Annotated in this window: 20 protein-coding genes; 9 read left to right on the top strand and 11 right to left on the bottom strand. The window is 73.3% G+C overall.

The window, feature by feature from the left end:
• Positions 1–4: 4 nt before the first annotated feature.
• The 4 genes from BM028_RS07220 to BM028_RS07205 all read right to left on the bottom strand — a co-directional run bounded on the left by BM028_RS07220 (position 5) and on the right by BM028_RS07205 (position 4,599).
• On the bottom strand, positions 5–964 hold the full coding sequence (locus BM028_RS07220) for an NAD-dependent epimerase/dehydratase family protein (RefSeq protein ID WP_092385534.1): 960 nt from the start codon (positions 962–964) through the stop codon (positions 5–7).
• Positions 965–972: 8 nt separating this feature from the next.
• Entirely contained in the window at positions 973–1,950 is a 978-nt protein-coding gene (locus BM028_RS07215; protein ID WP_092385532.1) for an alpha/beta hydrolase, read from the bottom strand.
• 133 nt (positions 1,951–2,083) lie between these two features.
• Positions 2,084–3,052 carry a hypothetical protein gene (locus tag BM028_RS07210; protein WP_092385530.1) on the bottom strand — a complete coding sequence of 323 codons (969 nt, stop codon included), beginning with the start codon at positions 3,050–3,052 and terminating at the stop codon, positions 2,084–2,086.
• Positions 3,049–4,599, bottom strand: coding sequence for an MFS transporter (locus BM028_RS07205; RefSeq protein ID WP_139201801.1), 1,551 nt, complete (start codon positions 4,597–4,599; stop codon positions 3,049–3,051). Before BM028_RS07205 ends, BM028_RS07210 begins: the two co-directional genes overlap by 4 nt.
• A 112-nt stretch (positions 4,600–4,711) precedes the next feature.
• Between BM028_RS07205 and BM028_RS07200 the strand changes: the two genes are divergently transcribed.
• Positions 4,712–5,140, top strand: coding sequence for a bleomycin resistance protein (locus BM028_RS07200; protein ID WP_092385824.1), 429 nt, complete (start codon positions 4,712–4,714; stop codon positions 5,138–5,140).
• 6 nt (positions 5,141–5,146) lie between these two features.
• On the opposite strand, the gene BM028_RS07195 is transcribed toward BM028_RS07200, so the two are convergent.
• Complete coding sequence (locus BM028_RS07195) at positions 5,147–5,596, bottom strand: MarR family winged helix-turn-helix transcriptional regulator (RefSeq protein ID WP_070417516.1); 450 nt, start codon at positions 5,594–5,596, stop codon at positions 5,147–5,149.
• A gap of 60 nt (positions 5,597–5,656) precedes the next feature.
• Here BM028_RS07195 and BM028_RS07190 point away from each other — a divergent pair, with 60 nt between their 5' ends.
• Positions 5,657–6,025 (top strand): VOC family protein, encoded by a 369-nt coding sequence (locus BM028_RS07190; protein ID WP_070417517.1) that lies wholly within the window; start codon positions 5,657–5,659, stop codon positions 6,023–6,025.
• Between the two features lie 40 nt (positions 6,026–6,065).
• Positions 6,066–6,305 carry a hypothetical protein gene (locus tag BM028_RS07185; RefSeq protein WP_092385528.1) on the top strand — a complete coding sequence of 80 codons (240 nt, stop codon included), beginning with the start codon at positions 6,066–6,068 and terminating at the stop codon, positions 6,303–6,305.
• A 19-nt stretch (positions 6,306–6,324) separates the two neighbouring features.
• On the opposite strand, the gene BM028_RS07180 is transcribed toward BM028_RS07185, so the two are convergent.
• Both BM028_RS07180 and BM028_RS07175 read right to left on the bottom strand, forming a co-directional pair.
• A complete protein-coding gene (locus BM028_RS07180; protein WP_092385526.1) occupies positions 6,325–6,957 on the bottom strand; it encodes a copper resistance CopC family protein in 633 nt (210 codons plus the stop codon).
• 67 nt (positions 6,958–7,024) lie between these two features.
• Positions 7,025–7,546, bottom strand: a complete 522-nt coding sequence (locus tag BM028_RS07175) for a MarR family winged helix-turn-helix transcriptional regulator (RefSeq protein WP_254789446.1) — start codon at positions 7,544–7,546, stop codon at positions 7,025–7,027.
• A 60-nt stretch (positions 7,547–7,606) separates the two neighbouring features.
• On the opposite strand from BM028_RS07175, the gene BM028_RS07170 reads away from it, so the two are divergent.
• From BM028_RS07170 to BM028_RS07160, 3 genes are all read left to right on the top strand, one after another.
• Positions 7,607–8,824 (top strand): FAD-dependent monooxygenase, encoded by a 1,218-nt coding sequence (locus BM028_RS07170; protein ID WP_092385522.1) that lies wholly within the window; start codon positions 7,607–7,609, stop codon positions 8,822–8,824.
• A 95-nt stretch (positions 8,825–8,919) separates the two neighbouring features.
• Positions 8,920–9,450 carry a P-loop nucleotide/nucleoside kinase family protein gene (locus tag BM028_RS07165; RefSeq protein ID WP_092385822.1) on the top strand — a complete coding sequence of 177 codons (531 nt, stop codon included), beginning with the start codon at positions 8,920–8,922 and terminating at the stop codon, positions 9,448–9,450.
• Positions 9,447–10,394 carry an AraC family transcriptional regulator gene (locus BM028_RS07160; protein ID WP_070417521.1) on the top strand — a complete coding sequence of 316 codons (948 nt, stop codon included), beginning with the start codon at positions 9,447–9,449 and terminating at the stop codon, positions 10,392–10,394. The genes BM028_RS07165 and BM028_RS07160 overlap by 4 nt, the downstream gene beginning before the upstream one ends.
• A 17-nt stretch (positions 10,395–10,411) precedes the next feature.
• Here the strand turns inward: BM028_RS07160 and BM028_RS07155 are convergent, their stop codons facing one another.
• The gene (locus BM028_RS07155; RefSeq protein ID WP_092385520.1) at positions 10,412–10,798 is read right to left on the bottom strand and encodes a MerR family transcriptional regulator; all 387 of its coding nucleotides are present in this window, start codon (positions 10,796–10,798) and stop codon (positions 10,412–10,414) included.
• Between the two features lie 86 nt (positions 10,799–10,884).
• Here BM028_RS07155 and BM028_RS07150 point away from each other — a divergent pair, with 86 nt between their 5' ends.
• The 3 genes from BM028_RS07150 to BM028_RS07140 all read left to right on the top strand — a co-directional run bounded on the left by BM028_RS07150 (position 10,885) and on the right by BM028_RS07140 (position 12,938).
• A complete protein-coding gene (locus BM028_RS07150) occupies positions 10,885–11,586 on the top strand; it encodes an SDR family oxidoreductase (protein ID WP_092385518.1) in 702 nt (233 codons plus the stop codon).
• Between the two features lie 261 nt (positions 11,587–11,847).
• On the top strand, positions 11,848–12,378 hold the full coding sequence (locus tag BM028_RS07145) for a hypothetical protein (protein WP_071294344.1): 531 nt from the start codon (positions 11,848–11,850) through the stop codon (positions 12,376–12,378).
• Entirely contained in the window at positions 12,375–12,938 is a 564-nt protein-coding gene (locus BM028_RS07140) for a DUF6611 family protein (protein WP_092385516.1), read from the top strand. The genes BM028_RS07145 and BM028_RS07140 overlap by 4 nt, the downstream gene beginning before the upstream one ends.
• Here the strand turns inward: BM028_RS07140 and BM028_RS07135 are convergent.
• From BM028_RS07135 to BM028_RS07125, 3 genes are read right to left on the bottom strand one after another with little or no spacing between them, the layout of a single operon-like run.
• Positions 12,886–13,590 (bottom strand): alpha/beta fold hydrolase, encoded by a 705-nt coding sequence (locus BM028_RS07135; protein ID WP_092385514.1) that lies wholly within the window; start codon positions 13,588–13,590, stop codon positions 12,886–12,888. The two genes, BM028_RS07140 and BM028_RS07135, sit on opposite strands and share 53 nt — an antisense overlap.
• On the bottom strand, positions 13,587–14,330 hold the full coding sequence (locus tag BM028_RS07130) for an SDR family NAD(P)-dependent oxidoreductase (protein ID WP_217647234.1): 744 nt from the start codon (positions 14,328–14,330) through the stop codon (positions 13,587–13,589). The genes BM028_RS07135 and BM028_RS07130 overlap by 4 nt, the downstream gene beginning before the upstream one ends.
• A gap of 45 nt (positions 14,331–14,375) precedes the next feature.
• Positions 14,376–15,023 carry an SDR family oxidoreductase gene (locus BM028_RS07125; RefSeq protein WP_070417526.1) on the bottom strand — a complete coding sequence of 216 codons (648 nt, stop codon included), beginning with the start codon at positions 15,021–15,023 and terminating at the stop codon, positions 14,376–14,378.
• Positions 15,024–15,052 lie beyond the last annotated feature (29 nt).

Below are 15,052 nucleotides of genomic sequence, written 5' to 3'. Positions count from 1 at the left end.
GAGGTCAGCGCACCGCTGCGAGCACCGCCGCCTCCTCGTCCACCCCGAGCCCGGCCCACCGCGGCCGCTCCACCCCGCGATCCCGCTCGTCGTCGAGCACCCCGGCGAGGGTCTCTGCCAGCGGACGACTCCGACCCCCGGCATCGCGGAACGCCCGCGCAGACCGGTGCATCAGCGCCGCATCGGAGTGCGGAAGCCACAGCGGCAACGACCTCGGCCCCGCCCAGTACTGCACGTCGTGTGAGAGCAGGACGTCGTCCTCGACCTCGACGAGCTCGCCGTCGAAGCCCGTGGCCTCGACGGCCAGGCGGAAGAAGTCCCGCATCGGCACGACCTCGCCGACGGCGTTCACGACCCCGGTGTGACCCGTCCGCCAAGCACGTCCGACCCACGCGGCCAGGTCCGCGACGTCGATGACCTGCACGGAACGCCCTTCCGACGTGGGGACCAGCACCGGCCCGGGTCGGTTGAGTCGGGCGGGCCAGTACCCGAACCGGTCGCTCGGGTCGCCCGGGCCGACGATGAGGCCGGGTCGGGCGACCAGGAGCCGCGATCCGAGTCGGTCGGCGCTGCTCCGCTCGGCGGCGACCTTGGCGTCCGCGTACTGCGTCAGGTCGACGGGTTCGACGACCTCGGCGGTCTCGTCCGCGCCCGGTTCGTCGTTCCGGGCGTAGACCGAGGTGGTCGAGACGAGCGTCCAGTGCGCGGCGGAGTCCGCGAGCGCGTCGAGCGCGGGACGGACGAGGTCCGGATCGGACGAGAGTTCGACCACCTCGTCCCACGCGCCACGCACGGGTTCGTAGGCACCGTCCGCACGACGATCGGTGCGGACGAGTCGGGCGCCGTGCGGGACGTCACCCGTCGCACCGCGTGCGAGGCAGGTGACCTCGACGCCGTCCTCGAGGAGGTCCCGGACGATCGCACGTCCGAGCCATCCGGTCCCACCCAGCACCAGTGCCCGCATGGACCCATTCAACCGTTGTCGACACCGAGCGTCCGGCTCGTCCACCCCGCCAGCGCGGCGGTCGCCGTCCTCGAGATCGTGGCGTCGGGGAGCATGCTCGTGAAGCCGTGGAAGGCTCCCGGCCACACGTGCAGCTCGGCGTCGACGCCCGCCGCCCAGAGTCCGCTCGCGAAGGCCACGGTCTCGTCGCGGAAGACCTCGGCGCTGCCGCAGTCGACGTAGGTGCGCGGGAGTCCGGCGAGGTCCGTCGCCCGCGCGGGAGCGGCGTACACGGACACGTCGTCGGTGGCGCGTCGGCTGCCGAGGTAGGCGTCCCAGCCGAACCTGGTCAGCTGGCGGTCGGCGACGCCGACACCGTCGATCTGCACGGTGGAGACGGTCTCGTCGCGGTCGTCGAGCATCGGCGACACGAGGATCTGGGCCAGCAGCGACGGCCCGCGTCGATCGCGGGCGAGCAGGGCCGTGCCCGCTGCGAGGCCACCCCCGGCGCTCTGACCGGCGATGACGATGCGGTCCGGGTCGATGCCGAGCTCCTCGGCGTGCTCGGACACCCACACGAGCCCGGCGTAGCAGTCCTCGACCGGGAACGGGTCCGGGTACTCGGGCGCGAGCCGGTAGTCCACGCTGACGAGCACGACGTCGTGGACCAGCAGCCAGTCGTCGTAGGAGTCGAGGTTCCCGAGGTGGTGGCCGAACACCATGCCGCCCCCGTGGATCGTGTAGACCCCCGTGGTCGCGCCGGTGCGACCGATGCGCTGGATCACCGCGAGGTCGATCGGGTCGCCGCCGTGACCGGGCACGGTGATGCGTCGACGCTCGTACCCGCGGGCGTGCAGCCGTGCGTCGAGTTCGGCCTCGGTGACGTCGAGCTGCCGCATGTGCGGCAACACCTCGGGCGTGATGGTGACGGGGCCGCGCGCTGCGAGGGCGTCGAGGAACGGCACGAGTTCGGGGTCGAACGGCGGGCGGGTGGTGACTTCGGACACGGGTGCACTCCTTCGATGAAGAAGTGGCGACCCCCGTGAGCCGCGTGTGAGTACCCGGCAGCCGATGGGGCGCGGGCCTTTTCCCTCTGCGCCCGACGATAGCGCATCCCCGACGGGTGCCCACCCACGCCGATCAGGTCGGTCGGTGCTGCTCCGCGTACCGACGCGCACGACCGATCCGCCGGACCGAGAGCGGGATCGCCCAGGCGAGCACGACGACCATCGCGACCAGGAAGACGACGGGCAGCAGCCCCAGGTCGCCTCGGACCGCGGACGACACGAACTGGAACGCGATGGCGACGTACAGCAGGCCCGTGAACACCAGCTGGAACTGCAGGGCCAGGGGGACGATCCGGGCGTACCGGACCGCTCCGGCGCGGTCGGCCTCGTCGAGCGGGAGCTCCTTGCCCCGCAGCACCACCTTCGCGTACCGCTGCAGGCGGCCGAGGTCCCGCCCACCGCTGTCGCGGAGCGCGCGGTTCAGCGGGAGCGCCACGACGATCGCGGCCATCGCCGTCGCGGTGAAGGTCAGCTGGCCGCCGAGCAGCACGACCTGGAGGAGCGCGCCGCCCCGGTCCGAGAAGGCCGCAATGAGCGTCACCCCGATCGTGCAGACCACCGCAGCGATGACGAATGTCGTCGCGATCGAGCGGATCGCGCGTCGGACCAGCCCGACGCCGGGGACGTCGTCGCTCAGGTCGCTGATGGGCGCCTCGGTGCCGCGGAACAGCGCACCGAGCGGGCGGGCGACGGCGAGGAGCACCCCGGCCCCGACGACGAGCAGCACCGGCACCCAGAGGGGCGCCTGCGCCGACAGAGCCGCCAGCACGAAGACCACGGCGGCCACGACGTCGACGGCGGCGACGACCGCCGAGACTCGGAACAGAGAGCGCTGGCTCTCGGGGGACGAGCGGTGGTCGTAGTAGCCGGCCAAGGCCCCGACGAGGACCGGTCCCATGACGACGAGCGGCGTGCAGACGGCCGCGGCGACGAGCCAGCCGTGCGCCGCGCTCCCGAGCTCGAGCGCCACGAGCAGCCCGCCGCCGAGGGACAGCGCCGTCGCGACGACGATCGTGGCGATGTACAGCAGGACCCGGATCACACCGTCGCCTCGGTCCCCCGGATCCGCCCGACGACGACGTCGACGATCCCCGCGAGCAACGCCGCCGCGACGAACCCGAGCGCCACGCCCAGTCCGAGCGGCAACCCCTGCGCGTAGTCGCCCTTCGAGCTCGCGAGCGCCGAGTAGAACACGCTGCCGACGGCGGCGATCCCGATCGCGGACCCGACGCGCGCACCGACCTGGATGAGCCCACCGGCCGAGCCGCCCTGCTCCACCGGCACCTCGGACAGCGTGAGCGTCTGGTTCGGCGAGATCGTCAGTCCGGAGCCGACACCGGCGACGAGGAGCGGCACGACGAGCCACCACCCGAGGTCGGACCGGTAGTGGTTCGCGACGACCCAGATCACCCCACCGAGGCCGATCAGGACCAGCACGGTCCCGACGACGATGAGCTGTCGGCCGAACCGCGAGACGACGCGACCGCCGATGGTCGACGCGACCCCGGACCCGATCGCGAACGGCACGGACGACAGGCCGGCGAGCAGCGCGGAGTAGCCGAGGCCGGACTGCAGGGCCAGCGTCAGGACGAAGAACAGCGGCGTGAACCCGGCGAAGTACAGCGTCGCGAGTCCGACACCGAGCGAGAACGACCGGCGGCGGAACAGTCCGAGGTCGATGACGGGCTCCTTGGACCGCGCGTACCGCCGCTCCCACAGCACGAACAGCGCGCCGAGCACGACGGCGGCGACCACGAGCCACCACTTCGCCGTGCCCTTCCACTCCTGCGACTGCACGAACGGCAGCAGCAGGGCGACCACCGCGGCGCCGAGCAGGACGATCCCGACCGGGTCGAAGTCGTGCTTCCGGCCGCGTTCCACCCGGCTCGCCGCCGGCAGGTAGCGGAAGGCCAGGAGGATCGTGACGAGTCCCACGGGCAGGTTCACGAAGAAGACGAACCGCCAGCCGTTCTCGGTGCCGAAGGCCGTGATGAGCAGACCACCGACGAGGGGGCCGATCGCCGTGGCGATGCCGACCGTGGCGCCGAACAGCCCGAAGGCGGTGCCGCGCTCCTTCCCGCGGAACAGCTGCTGGATGAGCGCCGTCACCTGCGGTGTGAGCAGACCACCGGCGAGGCCCTGCACCAGCCGCGCGACGACCAGCACGATCCCGTTCGGGGCGAAGCCGCAGAGCGCGCTCGCCAGGGTGAACAGGCCGACCCCGATGACGAACATGCGCCGGCGGCCGGAGGCGTCGCCCAGTCGACCTCCGGGGACGAGCAGGAGTCCGAACGACAGTGCGTAGCCGGACAGGATCCACTGCACGGCCTCCGGGGTGGCCCCGGGGAGTCCGGACGAGATCGACTGCAGCGCGACGTTGACGATCGACACGTCGAGCAGGACGATGCCGCCGCCGAGCAGGCAGATGACGAGGGCCTTCCACCGGTTCGGGTCCGGCTGGTCGCCGGATCCGGCGTCGGAGTGCTCGGATCGCTCGGGGGGCGCGGCGGTGGCCGCGTGGTGCGCATCGTGGTGCGCGACGGTGGGAGCCGCGTCGGGCTCGGCGGGGAGTCGGTGTTCGGGTGCCATGACGCTCTCACGCTAGGCCGCAGCGGAGGCGCTGGTCCGGCGAGCACGGATCTTGTCCACACCTTCAGGAGGCGCGGTGCGGGTCCGGTACGCCGGCTGGCAGCATGGCCTGGTGACCGATCCGGACCCCGCCCTCGTCCCCGAGCTCCTCGTCACCGACGTGGACGCGAGCATCGCCTTCTGGTCCGGCCTGTGCGGGTTCACCGTGGCCTACGCGCGTCCCGAGGAACGGTTCGCCTACCTGACCCTCGGGTCGGCGCACGTCATGCTCGAGCAGACCGGGGTCGGTCGGAACTGGCTCACCGGGCCGCTCGATCGACCACTCGGCCGCGGGATCAACCTGCAGATCGGTGTCCCGGACGCGGACGTCGTCGCGGCGTCGCTCCGTGCCGGCGGTGTCGAGCTCTTCATGCCGGCGGAGACGCGCTGGTACCGCGTGGGCGACGAGGAAGCCGGGGTGCGGCAGTTCCTGGTCACCGATCCCGACGGCTACCTGCTGCGCTTCCAGTCGTCCACGGGGCGTCGACCGGTCGCGCCGTAGCGCGACTCACGCGTCGTCGCGCAGCGACCGCACCATGCTCCGCAGTGCTCGGAGCGCCGCGCCCTGCTCGTCGGCCGACATCCCGCTGAGCATCCGGACCTCGACCCCGCGGACGGCTGCCGAGGCCTCGGCGAGACGCTCCCGCCCGAGCGGGGTGAGCTGGACTGGCAGCGCCTTGCCCACCGGTGCCTCCGACGCGCGCGACACCGAGCCGTCCCGTTCGAGCGCCTGCAGCAGGACGTTCATCGACTGTCGTGTCACGAACGCCCCGCGAGCGAGGTCGGAGTTCGACGACCCCGGGCGCTGCGCGAGCAGCTCGAGGCACGAGTAGTGCGTGACGGTCATGCCGAGCGGGCGGAGGACCGACTCCATCGCGGTGCGGAGCGCGCTCGCGGCCTCCTTGAGCAGGTACCCGAGGGACGTGTCCAGGTCGATACCGTGTCCGTCTTGACGCATGTCAGTAGTCTGACATAGGTTCTTCTGTGTCAGATAACTGACACCAACGAAGGAGACCCCATGCCCGTCACCGGCCCCGACTTCATCTCGCTGCAGACCCGCGACCTCGACGCGTCCCAGGCGTTCTACGAGCAGTACCTCGGCCTCGTCCGGTCGCAGGCGGGTCCGCCGCACGCGGTGGTCTTCGAGACCACGCCGATCGCGTTCGCCCTGCGCGACCTCGTGCCCGGCACCGACCTCGACGCCGTGGCGCAGCCGGGCATCGGCGCGGCGATCTGGCTGCACGCGACCGACGTCCAGGCGATCCACGACGCCTTGGTCGCCGACGGCCACCGGATCGTGTCCGCGCCGATCGACGGCCCGTTCGGTCGGACGTTCACCTTCGCCGACCCGGACGGGTACCAGGTGACGCTGCACGACCGCGCCTGACGCCCTGGCACGGGCGGACCGGACGGTCTACGGTGTCGCCATGAGCGATGGCGCCGGGGACGAGCAGCTGTGGCGGTCGATCGTCGGGCGCCCAGCGCTCTGGATGGCCGTGGCGTGGACCGCCCTGGGCGTGGTGTGGCTCGTGTTCGCCGCGGTCGAGGGCGGCGACGACGCGTGGCGGTGGATCATCGGTGCGGTCTGGATCGCGCTCGGCGTCGGCCGGATCGCCGTCGCGGTCTGGGACCGGCGGCACCACCGTGGGCGGTACGCCGGGCGCTGACGCGGCGGCGCGGCTGGTGTCAGTCGTCGTCGGGGGTGGTCCGGCGACGGGCGACCAGCAGGACGGCGACGAGCGCGGCGGCGACCACGATCGCGATCCCGCCGAGGACCCACGGCGTCGCCCCGGGCCCGGACGACCCGGCCGTGGCGCTGGTCGCACCGGCACCGGCACCGGCACCGGCTGTGGCGCTCGGCGTCGGGGTGCCCGCGCTCGGGGTCTGCGTCGGTCCCGTCGCCGTCGGGGTCGGGGTCGGGGCCGGGGCCGGGGCCGGTGCTCCGGTCGACGTGAACCGGTAGCTCCCCGAGATCGGGTGTCCGTCCACCGAGACGCTCCGCCAGGTCACCGTGTACGAGCCGGCAGCCGTGAGGTCGGCGGCCGTGCGCAGCGTGCTGCCGTCGACGTCGACACTCCCCGCGCCGACCTCGGCGCCGTCCGGGCCGGTCACGCTGACGACGATCCCGGACTCGAGCCCGGCCAGCGGTGGCTCGGAGAACGTGAGGGCGACCTGGTCGAGGTCACCCCCGACCGTCGTGTCCGCGGCGGGTGCGGTCGAGGCGAGGACGTCGTGGGCGGACGCGGGGGCCGCCGTGACGAGGACGAACGCCAGGGCGACGGCCGACGCGGCGGTGGCGAGGAAGGCACGGAAGGGCACGGTCCATTGTCGCCGATCCTGACCGGACGCACAGGAGGTCGGCCCGGACGACGGACTCCGCGACGGCTCAGTCCATCGCGTCGTCGTAGACCCCGATCAGCCGGTCGAGGAAGGTCTGCACCGTCGCACGCTCCGCGGGATCCAGGTCGTCGACGATGCCCTCGATGCCCTCGATGAGCGGCAGCACGAGGTCGTACGCACGGTCCGAAGACTGCTCCGCCGCCGTGACGACGAGCTTGCGTCCGTCGCTCGGGTGCCGTTCCCGTCGGACGTGCCCGGCGCCCTCGAGCCGGTTCAGGACGAGCGTCATCGCGGCGGTCGAGATCTCGAGCCGACGGGCGAGCTCGGTCGGGGTGGCCGGCCCGGTCGCGATGAGGTGGTCCATCGCCTCGAGTCCCGCCGCGTCGACCGACAGTGCCGCGGCGAGGTGCCGCTCGAAGCGCTGCTGCCGGACACTGACCTGCTGCACGCGGGACCGGATGTCGTCGTCGGGGAGTGATCGCCCGTCGCGTCGCGCCGTCGCCCGGTCGTGGCGGTCCTGCCGGTCGTCGGGGTGGTCGGTCGCTGGGTGCTGGTCGTCGTTCGGCACGTCCACCATGGTAGTCGTGTACATTGCCAATCTCATTGGTAATCAACGACGTGAGGGACCATGACCGATCACACCCGCGGACGCGTGCTCATCTCCGGCGCGAGCATCGCCGGCCCGGCGCTCGCCCACTGGCTCCACCGCTTCTCGTTCGAGACGGTCGTCGTCGAGCGCGCGCCGTCCCTCCGCACCGGCGGGCAGAACGTCGACGTGCGCGGAGCCGGGCGTGAGGTCGCGCGCCGGATGGGCATCGAGGACGACATCCGCGCTGCCACGACGGGCGAGGTCGGCACCCGGTTCATCGGTCCGAGCGGCCGGACGATCGCGGCGTTCCCGGCGGGGACCTCGGACTCCGGCGGGGCCACCGCCGAGCTCGAGGTCCTGCGCGGTGACCTCGCGCGGCTCCTCGTCGACGGGACGTCCGACACCACCGAGTACCGCTACGGCGACCGGATCACCCGCATCGACCAGGACGACGACGGCGTGACCGTGGGGTTCGAGCACGGCCCGGACGACCGGTTCGACCTGGTGGTCGCGGCGGACGGCATCGGATCGAGCACCCGTCGCCTGGTGTTCGGCGACGAGCCGGAGATCCGCTCGCTCGGGCTCGAGACGACGTACGGCACGATCCCCCGGACCGCGGCGGACGACGACTGGTGGCGCTGGTACAACGCACCGGGTGGCCGGTCGATCACCCTCCGTCCCGACCAGCACGGGACCATCCGCGCGGCGATGTCGGTCGTGACGGACCGCAAGCGGGAGCGAGCCGGCTCCGAGCGCGGCGACCTCGATGCGGTGCGCCGCCGCCTGCACGCGGTGTTCGGCGACGCCGGGTGGGAGGCCGAGCGGGTCCTCGCGGGGTTCGACCACTCCGAGGACCTCTACTCCGAGGCGATCGGACAGGTCCACGCCCCGCGCTGGTCGGACGGCCGGGTGGTGCTCGTCGGGGACGCCGCGTACTGCGCCTCGCCGGTGAGCGGCATGGGCACGAGCCTCTCGCTCACCGGTGCCTACGTCCTCGCTGGGGAGCTCGCCGCCCACGTCCACCACCGTGACGCCCTGCGCGCCTACGAGCGCATCATGCGCCCGTACGTCGCGAAGGCGCAGCAGCTGCCGCCGGGCACGCCGCGGATCGCGAACCCGAGGTCCCGGCTCGGGATCGCGGCCTTCGGCACCGCCGTCCGCGTGGCGTCGCTGCCCCTCGTCGGGCGCCTCGGCGCCCGCTTCGCCACCCCACCGGCCGAGGCGATCGACCTGCCGGAGTACGCGCACCTCGAGTGAGCCGGTGGCGGACGGGAGGCGCGGTGCGGGCCCGCCACGCGCCTCCCGTCCGTCCCGTCCTCCCGTCCCGCAGCGATGTGCGCTACGGTCCGGTCATGATCGTCTGGATCAACGGGACGCACGGCGTCGGCAAGACGACCACCAGCAGGCTGGTGCAGCCGCTCCTGCCGGACGCTCGCGTGCTCGATCCGGAGAAGGTCGGCGAGACCCTCATGGACGTCCGGCCCCCGCTGCCCGAGTCCGGCGACTTCCAGCACTGGGACCCCTGGCGACCGCTCGTCGTCGAGACCGCGCGGCAGGTCCTGGCCTTCGCGGGCGGCACGCTCGTCATGCCGCAGACGGTCCTCGTCGAGCGGTACTGGCGGGAGATCGCGGACGGGTTCGCGGCGCACGGGATCCCGGTCCGGCACTTCGTGCTGCACGCGGAAGAGGAGACCCTGCGGGACCGGATCCAGAACGACGCCGTGATGGGGCCGTCCACGTTCCGGTCCAGCCGCGTCGAGCCCTACGCCGAGGCGGCACGCACCTGGCTGCACGCCGCGGCCGAGGTCGTCGACACGACGGACACCCCGCCCGAGCAGGTGGCACGGAACATCGCCGACGCGGTGCTGCAGGTCGCACGGTGAGCGCCTTCGTGCAGCGGTCGCAGTGGTCGGTCGTGACGTCCGAACCGGCGGACGCGGCGGAGCTCGTCACGCGGATCCCCGACGTCCGACGGGCCACGGTCGAGGGTGCGCCCTCGGGGTTCTCGTTCGAGGAACGGCGACGTGGCTCCGAGCTGCTGTCGCTCGTGTCGATGGCGAGCACCGGTGTCGTCGAGGGAACGGTCGAGGCCGAGTCCGCGATGGTCCTGTTCTGGCTGAAGTCCGGCAGCGGTGCGGTCGACGGCGACGGTGTGCCCACCGGCCGTCCGGTCCTGTTCCGCCACGACCCGCAGCAGGTCCGGTGGGACGGGTTCCAGCTCGACCTCATCCGCATCGACCGGACCACGGTGGAGCAGGTCGCTGCCGAACGCGGCGCCTGGCAGCCCGGGCCGATCGAGTTCCAGCCGCACCACATCCCCGAGGGCCCGACGCTCGCCGCCTGGTGGTTGATGGTGCGCGCGGTGGCGGCCGACGTGCTGCGCGGTCCGGAGGAGGTCACCGAGGAGCACGAGCGCGAACTGACCCGCTTCGCGGCGGGCGGCCTGCTCACAGCGGTCCCGCACTGGCCGGTCGGGCAGGACCAGCCCCGCACGGCAGCGGCGGCACGGTTCGCCCGGGCCGAGGCCTACCTGCTCGAGCACGCGACCGAACAGATCACCGTCGAGGACGTCGCGGCGGCCGCGGGCCTGAGCATCCGCGGGCTGCAGGACGCGTTCCGGCGCCACCACGGCATCACGCCGACGACCTACCTCCGGCGCATCCGACTGCTGCTCGCCCGTGAGGGCCTGGAGTCCGGGGACGACCGGAGCGTCGGGGACGTGGCGCGGGACTCGGGCTTCGCGCACCTCGGACGGTTCGCCGGCAGCTACCGCGACGAGTTCGGGGTGCTGCCCCGCGAGACCTGGCAGGCCGCGCGCCGCCGCTGAACGGCGCGGCCCGCTGATCACGCCGCCAGCGGCTGGTCCCGCAGCGCCGGGCAGTGCTCCGGCGTCGGGTGATCGGTGATCGCGATGACCTCGTCGAGCCGGTCCCGAGCGGCCTCGAGCTCGGCGAGCTGCGCCGTGATCCGGTCCCGCTCGGCGACGAGGAGCGCGAACGACTCCGGCGTCGCCACCCCTGCGTCCACGCACGGCAGCAGCTGCACGATCGTGCGGCTCGGCAGCCCGGCGGCGAAGAGCTGCTGGATGAGCTGGACCCGCTCGACGGCGGGCACGGCGTAGGAGCGCTGGCCGCTCGCCGTCCGTCCGGCCAGCAGCAGGCCCTGCTCCTCGTAGTACCGGAGCGACCGCACGCTCACGCCGGTCGCCGCAGCGAGGTCTCCGATGCGCACGATCTCCTCCTTGCACCTGACATCGATGTGAGGTCTTAGCGTAGCCGAGCCGCTGCGGGAGGTGCCCGCTCGGCAGGAGGAACACCATGGACATCGCTGGATCGGTCGCACTCGTCACGGGCTCGAACCGGGGCATCGGACGACGGTTCGTGCAGCAGCTGCTCGAGCGCGGCGCCGCCAAGGTCTACGCCACGGCCCGGCGCCCCGAACTGGTCGACATCGAGGGGGTCGAGGTGCTCCCGCTCGACATCACCGACCAGGCGTCCGTCGCGGCGGCAGCGGCTGCGGCGTCCGACGTGACCCTGCTCGTCAACAACGCCGGGATCACCACGCAGGGCTCGCTGCTCACGGACGACCTGACCGACGTGCGGCGGGAGATGGACACGCACTTCTGGGGCAACCTCGGGATGGTCCGGTCGTTCGCGCCGGTGATCGAACGCAACGGCGGGGGCGCGATCGTGAACGTCCTGTCGGCGCTGTCCTGGTTCGCGTACCCGGGCTCGGGCGGGTACGCCGCCGCCAAGGCCGCGGAGTGGAACATGACGAACGCCGTCCGCCTCGAGCTGACCGGCCGGGGCGTCGCCGTCCAGGGGCTGCACCTCGGAGCCGCCGACACCGACATGATGGCCGGGTACGAGGGGCCGAAGGTCGACCCGGCCGAGGTCGCCCGGCTCTCCCTCGACGGTGTGGAGCGGGGCGCGGCGGAGGTCGTCGTGGACGACTGGAGCGCCGGGGTCAAGGCGTCGCTCGCCGAGGCGCCCGAGCGGTTCTACGCGCAGTTCGCGTGATGCGGCCAGCGTGACCCGGGGGCGGACGGGAGGGACGGTGCGGGCCCGCACCGTCCCTCCCGTCACGGCCGGCGTGCCGCTGGCGCGTCACGCCGGTACCGGCGGGTGGGGCCCTCCTCCCGTCCGCCGCTCCGCACGTTCCGCGCGCTCGGCGCGTCCTCCGCGCTCGCCGCGTCAGGACCGCGCACGGGATCGGACCGACGGCGTCAGCGATCCGTCAGGACGCTGTCCGCACGGCCGCCCCCGCCGGATCGTGGAGTGGTGACCCTGACCGCGATCCTCCCGACGCTCCGCGCGTCCCTCCCCGACCCCGTGGACCCGACCCTCTGGCCCGCCCACACCGAACCCACGACCGGGGACGTCCTGGTCGCCGCCGTGTCGATGGTCCGGCTGGCCGAACTCGCCGGCACACCGTGCGTGCACACCGCCGAGCAGGCACCGCCCCGCTACCGACCCCGCACGTGGACGCCGGGCGAGGTGAGCGTCGCCGTGGCGTCGGTGCTGCGCGTGCGGCGCCCCCGGACCGGTGTCGTCCTGCTCGAACTCGACGCGGTGCTCCCCCGGTTCGCCGTCCTCGACCAGGTGCGGCTCATCGGCCGGGTGAGCACGGCGGCCCCGACCGGGACGTACGTCCTCACCCCGTGCGCCGGCGCGGAGGACGGTCCCTTCCACCGGCTCCCGGCGCCGTTGCCCGCGGACGTCCGCGAGGGCGACCTGCTCTGCTTCCCCTGCGTGACCGCGATCCGGCACCGCGACGTCGTGGTGCCGGTCCGCGCCGAGGTCGTTCGGTGAGCGCCGTCTCCGACCTGCGCACACGCGTGGTCGACGGCCCGCACGTGTGGGGCCGGTACTCGGTGCGTCCCGTCGACCGGACGATGTGGAGCACGAGGACCCTCGTCGTCTACCCGCCTGGTACGACCCGCCGCGAGCGTGCGGTGCTCCGCGCGTGGTCGGCGTGGCCGGCCGTGGGGGCACTGCTGGCGATCGCCGTGATGGCCGCGCTGGCACCCCGCGCCGCCCTCGGGACCGTCGCCGCCGTCGGGGTGTACGCAGGCGGCTTCCTGGTGCTCGGGCGGGCCGCTCGTCGACTCCGTCCCGGTGTCCGGACGCTGACGGTGACGACCTTCCACGGCACCGGGCGACCCGAGGTGCACGGGGACGTCCGGTTGCTCGGCGCCTCGCTCGACGCGTTGACCGTGCCGGAGCGGGCGCTCCGTGCCGGTGCGATCCGACCGGTGGACTTCGAGTCGATCTGGGCCGACGTCTGGGACGACCTGCCGAGCGGCCCGCGGTCCCGGGTCAGTCGCGCAGGAACGCCTCGAGCTGCCGGGCCACGAGGTCCGGTCGGGTGATGAACGGGTGGTGCCCCGTCGGGAGTTCGACCGACCGGGTGGCCCGCGCCGCGTGCTCCCGCTGGAGTGCGACGGTCGTCGAGCGGTCCTCGGCGCACACCACCGCGGTGGAGTCCACGCCGGCCCACCCCTCGGCGCTCGTCGGCGTGCCGAACGCGCGGACGTCCTGCGAGGTGACCCGGTCCCACGCCGCCCGCTGCGTCGCGGCGTCGGCGTCCTGCAGGAACCGGGCACCGAACGACCGCTCGTCGTACCCGTCGACGACGATCCGCCCGTCGGCGTCCGGACGCACCGCGACGGGGTCCGGCTCGCTGGACATGATCGACCCCTGCGACGCCCCGACGGGCGGCAGGTAGCTCGACACGAGCAGCAGGTGCCGGACCGCGGGGTGCGGGCCCGCCTCGGCGATCACGGTCCCGCCGTAGGAGTGTCCGACGACGATGGCGTCGGGGACCTCGTCGAGGGCGCGGCGCAGTGCGGCGGCGTCCTCTTGCAAGCCGCCGCCGGTGTCGGTCTCCCCGCACGACGGCAGGGCCACGGCGCGGCTGACGATCCCGGTCCGTTCGCGCAGCAGGTCGCCGGTCGGAGCCCACCACCAGTCCCCGTCACGGACGAGGGCGCCGTGCACGAAGAGGACCGTCGGGCTCGTCACTCCATCACCATCGCGGACATGCGTGTCATCAGGCCGCGGGGGACGAAGCGGTGCGCACTCGCCAGGACGGCGTTGCGCGCGCCGGAGACGACCGTGGGTCCGCCGGCACGGGAGAACGCCCGCAGACCGACGCGTGCGACCTCCTCCGCCGACTGCCGACCGCCCTCGAGGAACGACCCGCCACCGGCGGCGTCGAAGAAGCCCGTTGCGGTCGGTCCGGGGCACAGGGCGAGCACCCGGACGCCCTGCCCGCGCGCCTCCTGCCAGAGGGCTTCGGTGAAGGACAGGACGAACGCCTTCGTCGCGCCGTAGAGCGCCATGTGCGGGGTGGGCTGGAACGCCGCGGTCGAGGCCACGGTCATCACGCCGCCGACGCCGCGGGCGAGCATGCCGGGCAGGAACGCCCGCGTCAGCCGGACCAGCGCGGTCTCGTTGAGCGCGATCTGCTGCAGGATGCCGTCCTCGGGCTGCTCGGCGAAGGTGCCGTGCCACCCGACCCCGGCGTTCGCGATCAGGACGTCGACGCGGGTGCCGTCGAGGGCCGTGATCACCTCGTCGACGCCGTCGGCCGTCGCCAGGTCGGCCGGGAGCACCCGCACGCGCACACCGTGGCGTGCGTGGATGCCCGAGGCGACGGCGTCGAGCTTGTCGGCGGACCGGGCGACCAGGACGAGGTCGGCGCCACCCGCGGCGAGGCCCTCCGCCAGCGACTCGCCGATGCCGCCGCTCGCACCGGTCACGAGGGCCAGTCGGCCCCGGAACGGTTCGGGGTTCCGCGCCACCGCTCAGCCCGCCGTGCGGAGGAAGTCGGCGATCGGGGTGGAACCGGTGTTGAACCGGATCGTCCGGCCGATCGTCTCGTCGCCCTCGACCGCGTCGGCCACCACGTGCGCGACGTCGCCGCGCGGGACCTGCGTCGAGGAGCCGTCCCAGTCGACCGAACCCGTGGGCTCGTCGTCGGTGAGGGTGCTCGGCGCGACGACCGTCCAGCGGAGCCCCGAGTCGCGGAGGACGGCGTCGGCGATCATCTTCGACTGCGCGTACGCGAAGAAGTCGTCGTCCTGCGGCACCCCGTGGTCGAGGAGCGAGCCGGACCAGGAGACCATGACGTAGCGGTCGACACCGGCCTTCGCGGCCCCCTGCACGGACAGGATCGCCGCGTCGCGGTCGATCGCCCAGGTGCGGTCGGCCGATCCACCGCCGGCACCGGCCGACCAGACCACGGCGTCGTGTCCGTGGATGAGCTCGGCGAAGTCGGTGAGGGTCTGCTGCTGGATGTCGGCGACGTGCGGCTGCCCGCCGTGTGCGCGGATCTCGTCGGCCTGGTCGGGGTCGCGGATGACCGAGGTGACGGTGTGGCCGCGGTCGGTGAGGATGCGGGTGGCGAGGAGTGCGACCTTGCCGTGGCCGCCGAGGACGATGACGTTGCTCATGCGTCGGACGCTACTCGCGGCGGCTCAGC

Origin of the sequence: Curtobacterium sp. YR515 (assembly GCF_900113095.1) — a bacterium.
Classification (GTDB): domain Bacteria; phylum Actinomycetota; class Actinomycetes; order Actinomycetales; family Microbacteriaceae; genus Curtobacterium.
This window is presented reverse-complemented; position numbering and strand designations above follow the sequence as displayed.